The organism is Candidatus Methanoprimaticola sp. MG2 (assembly GCF_047501175.1).
Taxonomy (GTDB): Archaea; Thermoplasmatota; Thermoplasmata; order Methanomassiliicoccales; family Methanomethylophilaceae; genus Methanoprimaticola.
The window spans coordinates 1-13,773 of the sequence record NZ_JBEQWH010000014.1 but is presented as its reverse complement, the minus strand read 5'-3'; the positions used below and the strand labels follow the sequence as shown (position 1 = coordinate 13,773).

The following is a 13,773-nucleotide window of genomic DNA, read 5'->3' as shown; positions in this document are numbered from 1 at the left end:
CGTCATGCGTCGGGCGACAATCATTGCAGATATAACATTTGTCGAACGGAGATGCAGGATAGTTCGGACAATGAAACGAGGTCTTCGATGTTCGCTCTCCCGCTGATATCAGGTTTCACATAATGATGTTACTAATCCAATATTCGTGTTATTGAGACATTGGATGCACACCAATCATCCAACATCATATAGCCAGCATTTCTTGAGGTTGGTCATTTGAAGCTAAGGTTTAATAAACTCTATTTTTTGTGGAGCAGGCTCAAAATTCCTTCGTATAGTTACGAAACAAATATGCAATATATACAAAAATTATTGTTGTATTATCCTATCTGATAATACAAATGAATACAATTTTTCATATTGCCGGCTATTGATAATTTAGATTACCCTAAAAATATTAGGAGAGACAAAGTTTGTTTTTGATAAAACCCTATAATAAATGATTTATTGATATTAATAGATATTGTAGTATCCATTAAAATAGTGAAGTCGGCTATACCAGGACGTTCCAAACACCAATTTGGTAACGGAGGCAATGACTTGAGCAAATCGGCATTGGTTATCGGTGGAGGAATCGCGGGAATCCAGGCTTCGTTGGATCTTGCAGACCGTGGCATACACGTCTACCTGGTGGACAAGGACCCCACCATTGGAGGCGTTATGTGCCGTCTGGACAAGACCTTCCCTACGAACGACTGTTCTGCGTGTATCCTCTCTCCCAAGATGGCGGACTGCGCCGGACACCCGAACATCGACGTTCTGACCTACCACGAGGTCCAGAAGGTTGAGGGTGAGGCAGGCAACTTCAAAGTGACTGTCCTGAAGAAGGCAAGGTACGTCAATCCCAAGGAGTGTACTGGATGCGGCGACTGTATCGCTAAGTGTCCTGTCAAGAACATTCCTGACAAGTACGAGTACGGACTTGTTAACAGGAAGGCAATCTACATCCCCCATGCGCAGGCGGTGCCTCGTGTCGCTATCATCGACGGGGACCGCTGTAACATGATCCAGAAGGGAAAGTGCGGTCTTTGCGCAAAGAACTGCGGAAAGGGTGCCATCCACTACGACGACAAGGACGAGACCATCACCATCGAGGTCGGATCCGTCATCGCAGCCCCTGGATTCCAGGTATGGAACGCCGCCCAGGCCACCGAGTATGGCTACGGCAGGTTCCAGAACGTCGTCACCGCTATCGAGTACGAGAGGCTCATGTGCGCCTCCGGACCTCACAGGGGACACATTGTCGTGCCCTCCAGCGGAGAGGACCCCAAGAAGATCGCTTACATCCAGTGCTGCGGATCCAGGTCCGAGAAGACTGGCTGGAAGAAGTACTGCTCGTCCGTGTGCTGCATGTACGCCGTCAAGCAGGCAATGATCACCAAGGAGCACGGAGACCTTCAGGAAGACATCTTCTTCATGGACATCAGGTCCTATGGAAAGGAGTTCGAGGCTTACATCCACAGAGGAGAGGACGAGTACGGCATCAACATGCACAGGGCCGCTCGCGTATCCAACATCGAGGAGGACCCCGAGACCAAGAAGCTCTACGTGAACTACACAGACGCCAAGGGAGAGCCCGTCTCCGCAGAGTTCGACATGGTCGTCCTCTCCGTCGGTCTCGTCCCGCCCGAGGGAGCCCAGGAGTTCGCCGATATGCTCGGAATCGAGCTGAACGAGTACGGATTCTGCAAGACCTCTGTCTTCCACCCCCTCGAGACCACCAGGCCCGGAGTGTTCGTCACCGGAGCCTTCGCGGCGCCCAAGGACATCCCGACCTCTGTCGCCGAGGCATGCGGATCCGCAGCCAAGGCCGGAAAGTGGATCGTCGACAAGGACTTCGAGCCCTGCGCACCCAAGGTCTACCCCCCTGAGAAGGATGTCGAAGGGAAGGAGCCCAGGATCGGAGTATGGGTCTGCCACTGCGGAATCAACATCGGAGCCGTCGTCGACGTCCCCGCTGTCACCGAGTACGCAAAGACCCTGCCCAACGTGGTTCTCGCCATGGAGTCCCAGTACGCATGCGCCCAGGACTGTCTGGAGTCCATCTCCCAGGCCATCCAGGAGCACGACCTGAACAGGGTCGTCGTCGCATCCTGTACCCCCAGGACCCACGAGCCCCTCTTCAGGGAGGCATGCAGGAACGGAGGTCTGAACAAGTACCTCTACAACATGGCCAACATCCGCGACCAGTGCTCCTGGATCCACATGCACGAGCACGAGGCAGCCACCAACAAGGCCAAGGACCTGCTGAGGATGGCCATCGCGAAGGCCCGTCTCCTCGAGCCTCTCGTCGGAGCCGAGATCCCCGTGACCAACGCCGCCGCCGTCATCGGTGGAGGAATCACTGGAATGTCTGCCGCCCTCGACATCGCTGCCCAGGGATACCCTGTGCACCTCGTCGAGAGGGAGGCCGAGCTCGGAGGATTCGCACGCAACTTCTTCTTCAAGGAGGATGGAGTCGCAGTGCAGGACTTCCTCGCCGAGACCATCAAGAAGGTCGAGAGCTGCAACCTGATCACCGTCCACAAGGGAGTGACCGTCAAGGACATCCCCGGATACGTCGGTAACTTCAAGCTCCAGCTCAGCGACGGAGGAGAGTTCCCCGTCGGAGCCGTCCTGTTCGCGGTCGGAGCTGCCATGTACCAGCCTACCGAGTACAACTGCGGCAGCGACCCCAAGGTCATGACCCAGATCATGGCCGAGAAGGCGATCGACGACGGATCCTTCGACAAGAAGAACGTCGTGTTCATCCAGTGCGTCGGATCCAGGAACGACAGCGTCGCGTACTGCAGCAGGGTGTGCTGCGCACAGTCCTGCAGAGAGGCTATCAAGATCAAGATGGCCGACCCGACCGCCAACGTTACCATCATCCACAAGGACATCAGGACCTACGCGTTCCGCGAGGAGCTCTACCTCAGGGCATGCCAGATGGGCGTCAAGTTCCTCAGGTACTCCGAGGGAGAGCCTCTGCCCGCATACGATGGAAACGTCGTGAAGGTCTTCGACTCCACTCTCGGAGACAACGTCGAGATCCCCGTGGACGCTCTCGTCCTCGCGGCCGGAATCGCCCCCGACAGAGAGAACAAGGAGAACCTCGCCAAGATGGTGAAGGTCCCCATCTCCAAGGACGGATTCTACTTCGAGGCCCACCAGAAGCTGAGGCCCGTCGATTTCGCCACCGAGGGAGTCTATGTGGCCGGTGCAGCCCACTGGCCCAAGTTCATGGACGAGTGTATCGCTCAGGCATCCGGAGCCGCCTCCAGGATGCTGACCGTCATCTCCAAGGACAAGATCATCTCCGACGGAATCACCGCTGTCGCCAACGTCGACCGCTGTGACGGATGCGGCGTCTGCGTAGGATGCTGCGACTACAACGCCATCACGCTCGTCGAGCAGCCCAACGGAACCTTCAAGAGCAACGTCAACGCGGGTCTCTGCAAGGGTTGCGGATGCTGTGTCGCATCCTGTCCTGCCGGTGCCATGGAGCAGAGAGGCTTCAGGAGCAAGCAGATCATCGCGGAGATCGACGCTTGCCTCGACTACCCCGTAGGAGGAGAGTGATTACGATGGCAGACTTCGAACCTAGAATCGTCACGTTCTGCTGCAACTGGTGCTCCTATGCCGGTGCCGACGGTGCCGGTGTGGCCAGGCTGCAGATGCCCACCAACTTCCGTATCATCAGGACCATGTGCTCCGCCCGTGTGGACCCCGAGTTCGTCCTCAGGGCGTTCGCCAAGGGAGCGGATGGTGTCATGGTCCTCGGATGCCACCCTGCCGACTGCCACTACATCGGCGGTAACTACAGGGCAAGGAGGAGGATCGCCCTTCTGAGGATGGTCCTCGAGCAGTACGGATTCGACCCCAAGAGGCTCAAGCTCGAGTGGGTCTCCGCATCTGAGGGAGAGAAATTCCAGACAACCATCGTGGGCTTCGTCGAGACCATCAAGGAGCTCGGACCCACCCCTCTCGTCAAGGAGGCGAACTGAATGGGATTCTTTGACAAGCTGTTCAAGAAGAATGAAAAGAAGGAGGAGCCCAAGGCTGCCGCAAAGCCTGCACCCAAGGCTGCCGCCAAGCCCGCTGAGGCGAAGCCCGCAGCACCCAAGGCGCAGGCGTCCACCGGCAACCCCGGCCCCTACGACTTCATCGTGCCCCCCGTGGCATCCCCCAACGACGACAAGATCCCTGCAGGCGTCAGGCTCGAGGCAGCTGACCTCGGACCTCTCCTACCCGGAGCACCCGCCGGCGGAAAGATCAAGCTCGCCGTCTACTGGTGCGCTGCCTGCGGAGGATGTGACGTGTCCCTTCTGGACACTCACGAGAGGCTCCTGACCATCGGTGACATGGCCGACATCGTCATGTGGCCCGTTGCCGCAGATGGGAAGGAGAAGGACATCGCCGCGATGGATGACGGGGAGATCACCGTCACCCTCATCTCCGGTGCTGTCAGGAACACCGAGAACGAGCACATGGCAAAGCTGCTCAGGCAGAAGTCCAAGATCGTGGTTTCCTATGGAACCTGCGCGGTCTTCGGAGGAAGCCCTGCACTCGCCAACCTCGTCCCCGGAGGAGCAAAGGACATCCTGGACTACGTGTACACCAAGACCCCGTCCTCTGCCAACTTCCAGAACGACTACCACAAGGATGCACCCCAGATCCCCCAGGAGAAGACCCAGGTTCCCGAGGGAGAGCTCACCATCCCCACGCTGTACGACACCGTCAAGACCCTCGATCAGGTCATCGACGTCGACTACTACGTCCCCGGATGCCCTCCCCTTCCCGAATCCATCTCCAACCTGCTCGCAGCCGTTGCCGGATTTGTCTACAACGGAGTGCCCCTCCCGCCCAAGGGAACAACCGTCGGTGTCACCACCAGGACCCTGTGCGAGGAGTGCCCCAGGCAGAAGACCGGTGCAAGGATCACCGAGCTCAAGGAGCCCTATCAGGTCGATGTTGACCCCAACGTGTGCCTGATGGAGCAGGGAATCCTGTGCCTCGGACCCGCAACCGTCGGAGGATGCGGTGCCAGGTGCACCAGGGCAGGCCAGCCCTGCCGTGGATGCTACGGACCCACCGAGGATGTCCAGGAGCAGGGAGCATCCATCTTCACCGCAGTCGCATCGCTCTTCCCCATTCTGGACGAGGACCCGACCTGTGGAGAGGACAAGATCATCGAGATCATGAGCAGCATCAAGGATCCCCTCGGATACTTCTATGCATACACGCTCGGAAAGTCCCTTATCAAGAGGGCAGTCACAGAGAAAACAGGAGGCAACTGAAATGGCCGGACCAGTCATATGGGATGAGAAGACCAAGGTCACCACGAAGCGCGTGACCGTCGACCCCATCACCCGTCTCGAGGGACACGGAAAGATCGAGATCTTCCTTGACGACAAGGGAGACGTCCAGAACGCTTACTGGCAGGTTCCCGAGCTCAGGGGATTCGAGAGATTCTGCATCGGCAGGAGGGTCACGGAGCTCAACCAGATCACCGCCAGGCTCTGCGGAGTCTGTCCCGGTGCTCACCACCTGGCAGCCACCAAGGCGATCGACGGATGCTACAACGCCAAGCCCACAGCGACCGCATACCTCATCAGGGACGCGTTCTACAACGCACACTTCGTCCACAGCCACATCGCGCACTTCTACGCACTGGCTGCGCCCGACTTCGTGTGCGGACCCGCCGCACCTGCGGCGGAGAGGAACGTCCTCGGTGTAATCGGACGCGTCGGACTCGACCTCGGAGGAGCAGTCGTCAAGGCGAGGAGGCAGGCACAGTCCATCCAGGCAATCCTGGGAGGAAAGCCCACCCACCCCCTGCTCGGTGTTCCCGGAGGAGTCTCCAAGGCAGTCTCCAAGGAAGAGCAGCAGACCATGATCGAGTACGCCGAGAACATGCTCGAGTTCGCGAAGACCTCTCTGCAGGTCTTCAAGGACGTCGTCCTGTCCAACGAGGAGTACATGAAGATCGTGCTGAACAAGGACCTGTACTACCACGAGACCTACCACATGGGACTTGTCAACGACAAGAACCAGTTCGAGGTCCACGATGGAAAGGTCAGGGTCGTTGACCAGAAGGGCAACGAGAAGGAGAAGTACGACGCGTACGACTACCTCGACCACATCGCCGAGGCCTCCGAGCCCTGGACCTACGAGAAGTTCCCCTACCTCAGGAACCCCGGATACAAGGGACTCGTCGACGGAGCCGATTCCGGTCTTTACAGGGCAAGCCCCCTGTCCAGGCTGAACACGTGTGACTCGATGCCCACCCCCATAGCCCAGGAGGCTCTGGAGGAGTACCGCGGAATCCTCAAGGACAACGGAGTGGACGGCCCCTGCCAGTTCACCCTCTGCACCCACTGGGCCAGGATCATCGAGATGGTCTGTTGCGCTGAGAAGTGCCTCGAGGATGTCAAGAACAACGACATCCTGAACGGAGACATCAAGCAGCACGACCTCGTTCCCGGAGGAAGGGGTGTCGGATGCGTCGAGGCTCCCAGAGGAACCCTCACCCACGACTACACCTGCGACGAGAACGGAATCGTCACCGCATGCAACATGGTCGTTGGAACCACCAACAACAACGGACCCATCTGCATGGATGTCGCCAAGGTCGCCAAGGGTCTCATCCACAACTTCGATGTGTCCCCCGGACTCCTCAACATGGTCGAGATGGCGTTCAGGGCCTACGATCCCTGCAACTCCTGTGCTACCCACGCACTTCCCGGTCAGATGCCGCTCACCGCGGTCATCAGGAACTCCGACGGATCCGTGTACGACACGATCTCCAGGAACTGATCGAAAACTGGGGCCTTCGGGCCCCTCCTTAAACATTATACCATGCGGTCGGGTACATCCCATCCGCAGGCGTGTACCGTCTTGCATCCCCTGTCTTATCTCGCACTGTCCGAGCGTCTTGTTCGGATCAGGAGTACTTCGCCCTGTGCTGAGGGCCCTTGCCGCCCCTGCGGTCGGTGTCCTTCCATCTGCCGGTGCGTCTGGACTCTATGAGCAGGTCGGATCTCCTTCCCAGGTCTATCCCGTCGAGGAGATACAGGTGTGCATCGTCCAGGTCGAGAAGTCCGCTGTTGAGGACGGGTCCGAGGAGGTCATCCCCTATCGTATTCACCGGGGATCCCCCGAGCATCCTGTTGAATGCCGGTATGACGATGAAGCGTTCCGGAAGGGCAGGATATCTCTCGTTGGACGATGCGCTGAAGGATCCGCGGAACCAGCATGGTTCGGTCGTCTGCCTCCCCACACCGTCCCTGAACATGACGGCAGGATGGTTGTGCGCCATTACCAGTGTCTTGCAGTCCATGACCTCCTCCGATGGCCATGTGTGGCCATGGATGAATCCGACGTCACCGATCTTCATACCGCTGGCAGGATGGATACACACATTTCCCGGAAGGAACTCCTCGATCTCCGTGTCATGGTTCCCTCTGACAAGATCTATGATATCGAAACGATGGGACAGTTCCTCGAAGAAGTCTGGGATCTCGGCATACTCCTGCTTGGTGGAACCAGGTACGGAGTCCTTCACATCGCCGATGACGACGAGTCTGTTCGCATCATCCCCTGCGGCTTCCATGACAGCATCGAGCATGTCCTCGGTCCGGGACACCAGATGGAACCCCTTCTTCCTCAGATGGGACTCCAGGCCTATGTGCAGGTCTCCGATGACCAGGGTGTAGTCGACCATCAGTGCCGGGATGCCATATACGGGCTGTATGTCTGTCATCTAAGGCCTTCCCTCAGGACATCAGGGATGGATTCGGCCACATCGGTCGCGATGAGGCCGTATGACTTGGATTGAAATGCCAATTCTCCGGCCTTTCCGCAGATGTAGGCTCCGAGACAGGCCGAATCGAACGGGGACAGACCTTTGGACAGGAGTGCCGCCACGCACCCTGCCAGGACATCTCCTGTGCCGGCACCGGTCATCGCCGCAGTCCCGTGGCGATTCGTTCTCGTGACCATGCCGTTCGTGATCGTATCGTCCGCACCCTTGAGCAATACGGTGACCCCCATCATGCGTGCGATATCCTCCGGATTCCCCCCACCGAGCCTCTCAAACTCTCCGCGGTGCGGTGTGAGGACCGCAGGGGCCGAGAGCCTGTGTCCGGACAGGGCGGTGAGGCCGTCGGCATCTATCACCATCGGCACATCGCAGTTGGATACGAATTCTCTGACAGCCTCCATCGTATCATCAGATGTTCCAAGTCCCGGACCTATGAGGACGGCATCGTAGTCCTTGGAGTTGGAGAGGAGCATCCCGACGGATGTCGTGGTGAGTCTGTCTCCGGGAAGGTCGGTGACCATCAGGACAGGGGTCATGGACGAGACCTCGGCATGGACCGATTCGGGGGAGAACAGTCTTACGATGTCCGCACCTGTGCGCAGTGCCGAGTAGGATGCCAATGCGGGAGCCCCGAAATAGGGGCCGCCTGCAATGACCATCAGTCTGCCGTTCTGTCCCTTGTGACTGTCTTTCTTCGGGATCGGGTATCTGAGCATGTCTCCCGGTCCGACATCGCGGTACGCAGCATAGGGGATGCCTATGTCGGCCACTGTGATGTGCCCGCTGTTGCTCTGGTCCATGCCCTCCTTGATGTCCATGAATGTCACAGTGCGATCGGGCACGATCGCCATGTCTGTACCCAGCCCAGAAGGGACGTCGACGGACAGGATGGGTTTTCCGGATGCGTTTGCGTCCTCTATGAATGACCTGTATGGGCCCTTCACATTGCCGGATGTACCGGTGCCCAGGGCACAGTCCGCTATCACATCACATCCGTCGATAAGGTCGCGGCTGTATTGTGAGATGTCGCATTCCAGCAACGAGTAATAGAACCTGGATTCGTCCGTATGGATCTTCGAGGGTTCGCATAACAGCGCGACACTCACTCTGGCGGGGTCCATCCCGAGTGCGGCGGCGAAGCCGTCTCCTCCGTTGTTCCCCGATCCGCATACGAAGAGGACCTTCTTGCCTTGGTACTCCTCGTCCAGTACTCTCGCTACTTCCTTCCCTGCATTGCCCATGAGGTTCCTGACAGGGATTCCGAGTGCCTCGGCGTTCCTGTCCGATACCCTGGCATCCAGGGGCGTCAGCAATCCGATCGCCTTCCCTGGTTCTCGACGAGGATCCTCCCTATCTGGGGGAGGATCTCAGTCTTGGTCAGTTTGCCCTTTTCCACCTTGACGCAACCATGTTTGGCACGGGGCATCTTGGGATAGGACATGTCCTCTCTGATCTCATATTCGAGGTCCAGGATCATGGCGCCTTTGGCAATGATGTCCAGATTCGGATTGGGGACGCATAGGCTCTTGGGAAGCCTTCTGCCCTCGGCTCTGGTGAGATTGATGTCGAAGTATTCCGGCCAGAGGGTTATCGCAACATCCGGGTCGTATGCCATGCGACGGCTTATCGCACATGTGATAATAACTCTATCGAGCAGACGCGCGAGTCCGGCGATGGAAAGGATGGAAAAATATTCCAGGTCCCCGGAAGTTCACGGGACCTGGATTTTAGTGTTTAGATGATCACTCAAGCAGCACTGCGTTGACGGCGCCGTCCTGGCCAGGCCTGGACGTGATGATAGCATCGCCGATCTCGGTGGAGATGGTGGCGCCCTTGTTCATGATGTTACGCTGGACGTAGTTGGGGTCGGACGGGTTGGACTTCACAGTGAGGATCTTGACTTTCTTCACAGTGTTGGTCTTCTTGTCGACGACGTTTGCGTACTGGGCGCTGAGCATCCCAACCTTGACACTTCCGCCGGCTCCGCGATACTGCTTCAGGGTCTGCGCACCGAGTCTGGTGAACTGCTTCTCCCTGCCGATCTCGAACTTCCTCTTCCCGTGGCTGGCGACGAGCCTGCCGCCAGTGGGCTTCCTGTTGGATTTACCCTGCCAAAGTGCCATTGTAATCAGTCCACGCCAATCCGGATACTGTATTTAAACCTTCGCGGTTGAACCCTTTCTCATCACTGTACATTCCTCATGATTAGCCCGTGTAAACCTTTGCAGAGGTGAAAAATCCGAGATTTGAAACAAGGGATGATCTTCCATTAATACCGTGAAGTGGTCCAGTGGCCATGGCCTCTACCATCAGGACAGAGATGAGGGTCTGTGACAAGTATGTCGAGGTCACGGCATCCGCCAGGGAGGACGGAGGGTTCGACATCCTCGTCGACAGTGATTGCGAAGCATTGCGGAGTTTCGCGAAGAACCTTACCGTGATATCGATGGATGACATCATGAACTTCGAGACCAGCAGGATAAACAGGGAGGAGGTCCGTGGCAACATGTCGATGATATGCCTTGCGCCGATCGCAGTGTATCAAGCGGCATGGATTGAGGCCGGCATGATGTCCAGGAGGATCTACTCCAAGACCGGATCCTGTGAGATGTCCATGAAAGGGTGATGCGGGCATGGCCCGCATCGTACGGTTCAGTGGTCCGCGGGACCTATGAGCTTCACGTCGACCTTGCCATCCGTTATGTCTATGATGGCCATCCTGCCGTCCTTTGCGGGACCGGGGTTCACGAAGGTGGTCCCGCCGGATACCACGACGCCCACCGCCTCATGGATATGTCCGGACATCGCAAGGATCGGGCGATACAGGTCGACTATGTCCTTTATGGCAGGGCTTCCGACGCTCTGTCCGGAGGGGATCTGGTCCAGGATGCCGTATGAAGGGGCATGTGTCATGAGGACCATCCCCTCCTCGCAGTTCCCGTCCAGTCCGTCATACAGGTCATCCTCCTCCAGTTCGAAGGGGGTCCCGAAGATCGTTATGTTGGACCCTCCGAGCCCCACGAACCTGTATCCGTCGATGGTCTCGGTGTTGCCGTGCATGTCCACGGCCACATCGGAGATCTTCTCGGGGAAGTCCAGCGGATCGCAGTTCCCGGGGATCGCATACACCTTGGTGTTGATCCTCGAGAGGATGTCCGCAGCATCCTCTCCGGTGCCAAAGTCGGTGACGTCCCCGAGGCATATGGCGAATTCCGCATCGTTTCTCTCGACCATGTCGTTGATCTTGTCTATTACGGACGCCTTCTGGTGAAGGTCTGTGAAGACTAGGAACCTCATGCCAACGGAATCGGGGGTGCCGTACTTAAGGGGATGCGGTAGTCCGGGCCCATCGTGGCATGGGAGGGTGTAAATCGTTTCACGGAGGTCGGGGAGAGTCACACGATGTCAGCGGTGGCCATGTCCCCGAGCAGGCGTCTGCTTCTGTCGTTCAGGGAGATGAGATTCCCCGCGCGCTTGACGATCTCCACATCGTCGTCCGTGACGGCGTCCCCATGAAGGACCTCCGTTATCCTTCTGCGGACATCCGAGGGCTCCTCGTCAAGGGATGCGGATATCAGGGCGCATTCGGACATCACGGTGCTCTGGTTCATCACGAACTCATCATCCTCCGTCCCGTCGGTGCGCCTTGCGTTCACGAACAGCTTCTGCGAGATGCTTCCCGCAGTGAGCGTGAGGTATGCCCTCTTCTGCAGGTCCGGGTTCCCGGCGGCCGCATCGGCGAGCTCACCGATCCTCAGTGAGGATATCCTGATGAACCGTGCCCCCAGCTCCATGTTCTCGTCCCTCATCCTGTACGGCAGGACGGTATGGTTCGCGATCGTTGCCGCAGCCACTCCAAGGAGGATGAATGCTATCCTCTCGAGCAGTGCGGTCTCGGCAGGCTCTGCCATGGATGCCGCGATGAGTGCGGAGACGGTGATGAACGACATCATCACATCGTACCTCTTCGGGTCCAGCACGGTGTAGATGTAGTTGATCACCAGAAGTGCGGCCGTCATCAGCATCATGTCCTCCTTCAGGACCACGGCCAATGCTATGAACGCCAGTGCGCCGACCAGTGTTCCGGTGATGCGCATGGAGGCCTTCTTCCAGGACCCTTCTATGTACGGCATGACGACGGCGATGGTGGTGTACAGTAGCCATTTGGCATTCTCGACGTCCCAGTACTGCCATATGAACGCCCAGAGGGTGAACAGCCCCGCGATTCTGAACGCGAACGAGAAAGACAGCGAGTCCCCGCGCAGGTTCTCCTTCAGGAGCGTCTTGTACCTGAACGCCTTCGGGACGGGATCCTCGGAGTACGAGTCCCCGTCGTCGATGGTGGACAGGTGCGCGAGCTTGGAATCTATCATCCTGACAAGTGTCACGGTGTCCCTGTCGGCACGGACTCCCCCGGACAGAATGCCCTTGCAGGATGAATGCAGCGAGTCGAGGTCGGAATCTCCCAATTCGAAGGATATCACTGCCCCCATGATGTCGGAAAGCTCCTTGAGCACACCCTTGTCCGGATCCTCCGTGCAGACCTTCCTGCCGAGTCCCCTCAGGCATGAGACGAGCTCCAGCAGGGTGTTGTCCCGGGGAGAGCTGTAGAATCTGTCCTTGAGACGCTCGTACATCTTCGCACCGAGATTGTCGCAGAGAGAGTCGAGCGTGGAGGGGTCTGGAACCTCTCCGCCGAGTCTGGTCTGGATGAGGCTGTCGATCTCCCTGCAGATCGCGATCAGCCCGTTGTGGCTGGTCTTCTCGCGAGTCTTGCGGTTGAACACCCAGTTCATTCCCACGATGAATACGGACCCGACGGCCAGGGCAAGGATGCGCATCGGAAGCTGTTCGGGCGTGACAGGGACCGAGAGCATGAACGCATATCCGAGGAGGAACGGGAAGTGCATCGGCGTGCTCACATCGTTCATCGTCAGATAGGCGGTGAGAAACACTAGTGTGAAGTTGACGACTGCGCCGAGCAGCGGATCGTAGAGCGAGACGAACGCACCCACCCCTAGAGATAGTGTGGATCCTAGGAGGACGATGAGGTTCCTTCCGGGTCTCACCGAGAGGTCTTTCTGCATCATCATGAGGGCCAGTACGATGATCATCACGCCTACGAGTGAATTCTCTGCACCGAATACGGATGAGAACACACCCACGAACAGACAGAGAAGGAGGAAGAACACCGTCTTTCCTGCCACTGTTTTAGCATTCATGGGAACACTAGACCGATGTCATATAAACCGCAGATGGGTGATGCTTAGATTGGATGCAAAGCATTCCGGGTTTGGCGGGGTATCGGTGCGTCCTTTCGTGTATCATGAATCTCCGATCGAGAATCAACGGGTCGCACGGATGCCGATGTTGGGATAAAATGGCGTGGAGGGAGGGATTCGAACCCCCGGGTCACATGGTGACATCAGATTAGCAGTCTGACGCCTTGCCAGGCTGGGCCACCTCCACTTCAATTGCCCTGAAACACAATTAATTATTAAAACTTGGGGAATGAAATTTGATGCAGGGGTGATGGTGTCTATTATAGGGATATAGTAATAATATAGAGATAAGGGTGGCATTATCACGTTTGTAAGCGAACGTCGGCCTGTGGTTTTCACATGGTAGGCGTCCGACATGTTGCGGTGCTTTCCAGATTGAGACCATATATCATTCAGACAGGTTATTTTGGGGAGTTGTTACATGTTTTCGTTTATTTTTCATGGTCAAAACCAGCTTTCGCATCTTTTAGAATTCATCAGAATACAAATCTATATATACAAGAGGAATGTACAGGGATTTGCGCGAGGCGCGGGGGACCTTTGAAACACAAGGTTCACTCGATCAAGTCGCGAGTGACTATCGCCGAAGAAAGGGCCTAAATCATAAGGCTTATATACTTCGTTGATATGCACGGGAATACGCGGGACTGCTAAGACAGTCCGCAATGATGGAGAATCATGATCTCC

At 57.2% G+C, this 13,773-nt stretch carries 11 protein-coding genes and 1 tRNA gene; 5 read left to right on the top strand and 7 right to left on the bottom strand.

Annotated features, from left to right (window positions below; all coding sequences use genetic code 11):
- Positions 1–540 precede the first annotated feature (540 nt).
- Genes V5D86_RS08935 through V5D86_RS08920 form a run of 4 tightly spaced genes read left to right on the top strand, consistent with a single transcriptional unit; the run spans position 541 to position 6,798 of the window.
- Complete coding sequence (locus V5D86_RS08935; protein ID WP_414596340.1) at positions 541–3,561, top strand: FAD-dependent oxidoreductase; 3,021 nt, start codon at positions 541–543, stop codon at positions 3,559–3,561.
- Between the two features lie 5 nt (positions 3,562–3,566).
- Entirely contained in the window at positions 3,567–3,986 is a 420-nt protein-coding gene (locus tag V5D86_RS08930; protein ID WP_414596339.1) for a hydrogenase iron-sulfur subunit, read from the top strand.
- Entirely contained in the window at positions 3,987–5,279 is a 1,293-nt protein-coding gene (locus tag V5D86_RS08925) for an oxidoreductase (RefSeq protein ID WP_414596338.1), read from the top strand.
- Between the two features lies 1 nt (position 5,280).
- Positions 5,281–6,798, top strand: a complete 1,518-nt coding sequence (locus V5D86_RS08920) for a Ni/Fe hydrogenase subunit alpha (protein WP_414596337.1) — start codon at positions 5,281–5,283, stop codon at positions 6,796–6,798.
- Positions 6,799–6,925: 127 nt separating this feature from the next.
- Here V5D86_RS08920 and V5D86_RS08915 read toward each other — a convergent pair whose 3' ends face one another.
- The 4 genes from V5D86_RS08915 to V5D86_RS08900 form a co-directional block, all read right to left on the bottom strand.
- Complete coding sequence (locus V5D86_RS08915; RefSeq protein WP_414596336.1) at positions 6,926–7,744, bottom strand: metallophosphoesterase; 819 nt, start codon at positions 7,742–7,744, stop codon at positions 6,926–6,928.
- Positions 7,741–9,117 carry an NAD(P)H-hydrate dehydratase gene (locus V5D86_RS08910; protein ID WP_414596335.1) on the bottom strand — a complete coding sequence of 459 codons (1,377 nt, stop codon included), beginning with the start codon at positions 9,115–9,117 and terminating at the stop codon, positions 7,741–7,743. The genes V5D86_RS08915 and V5D86_RS08910 overlap by 4 nt, the downstream gene beginning before the upstream one ends.
- Positions 9,111–9,419, bottom strand: a complete 309-nt coding sequence (locus tag V5D86_RS08905; protein ID WP_414596334.1) for a signal recognition particle subunit SRP19/SEC65 family protein — start codon at positions 9,417–9,419, stop codon at positions 9,111–9,113. Before V5D86_RS08905 ends, V5D86_RS08910 begins: the two co-directional genes overlap by 7 nt.
- A gap of 127 nt (positions 9,420–9,546) precedes the next feature.
- Positions 9,547–9,927 carry a 30S ribosomal protein S8e gene (locus V5D86_RS08900; RefSeq protein ID WP_414596333.1) on the bottom strand — a complete coding sequence of 127 codons (381 nt, stop codon included), beginning with the start codon at positions 9,925–9,927 and terminating at the stop codon, positions 9,547–9,549.
- Positions 9,928–10,100: 173 nt separating this feature from the next.
- Between V5D86_RS08900 and V5D86_RS08895 the strand changes: the two genes are divergently transcribed.
- Positions 10,101–10,430 (top strand): DUF6951 family protein, encoded by a 330-nt coding sequence (locus V5D86_RS08895; protein WP_414596332.1) that lies wholly within the window; start codon positions 10,101–10,103, stop codon positions 10,428–10,430.
- Positions 10,431–10,456: 26 nt separating this feature from the next.
- Here the strand turns inward: V5D86_RS08895 and V5D86_RS08890 are convergent, their stop codons facing one another.
- The 3 genes from V5D86_RS08890 to V5D86_RS08880 form a co-directional block, all read right to left on the bottom strand.
- Positions 10,457–11,101: a metallophosphoesterase family protein gene (locus tag V5D86_RS08890; protein ID WP_414596331.1), complete on the bottom strand. Its 645-nt coding sequence runs from the start codon at positions 11,099–11,101 to the stop codon at positions 10,457–10,459.
- 98 nt (positions 11,102–11,199) lie between these two features.
- Positions 11,200–13,026 carry an FUSC family protein gene (locus V5D86_RS08885; RefSeq protein WP_414596330.1) on the bottom strand — a complete coding sequence of 609 codons (1,827 nt, stop codon included), beginning with the start codon at positions 13,024–13,026 and terminating at the stop codon, positions 11,200–11,202.
- Between the two features lie 159 nt (positions 13,027–13,185).
- Positions 13,186–13,273: transfer RNA gene (locus tag V5D86_RS08880), tRNA-Ser, on the bottom strand.
- Positions 13,274–13,773 lie beyond the last annotated feature (500 nt).

What these genes read in the sequence shown, in the direction of transcription:
- V5D86_RS08930 (WP_414596339.1), top strand. Translation starts at nt 3,567, where the DNA reads ATGGCAGACTTCGAACCTAGAATCGTCACGTTCTGCTGCAACTGGTGC.
- V5D86_RS08925 (WP_414596338.1), top strand. Translation starts at nt 3,987, where the DNA reads ATGGGATTCTTTGACAAGCTGTTCAAGAAGAATGAAAAGAAGGAGGAG.
- V5D86_RS08920 (WP_414596337.1), top strand. Translation starts at nt 5,281, where the DNA reads ATGGCCGGACCAGTCATATGGGATGAGAAGACCAAGGTCACCACGAAG.
- V5D86_RS08915 (WP_414596336.1), bottom strand. Translation starts at nt 7,744, where the DNA reads ATGACAGACATACAGCCCGTATATGGCATCCCGGCACTGATGGTCGAC.
- V5D86_RS08905 (WP_414596334.1), bottom strand. Translation starts at nt 9,419, where the DNA reads ATGGCATACGACCCGGATGTTGCGATAACCCTCTGGCCGGAATACTTC.
- V5D86_RS08900 (WP_414596333.1), bottom strand. Translation starts at nt 9,927, where the DNA reads ATGGCACTTTGGCAGGGTAAATCCAACAGGAAGCCCACTGGCGGCAGG.
- V5D86_RS08895 (WP_414596332.1), top strand. Translation starts at nt 10,101, where the DNA reads ATGGCCTCTACCATCAGGACAGAGATGAGGGTCTGTGACAAGTATGTC.
- V5D86_RS08890 (WP_414596331.1), bottom strand. Translation starts at nt 11,101, where the DNA reads ATGAGGTTCCTAGTCTTCACAGACCTTCACCAGAAGGCGTCCGTAATA.
- V5D86_RS08885 (WP_414596330.1), bottom strand. Translation starts at nt 13,026, where the DNA reads ATGAATGCTAAAACAGTGGCAGGAAAGACGGTGTTCTTCCTCCTTCTC.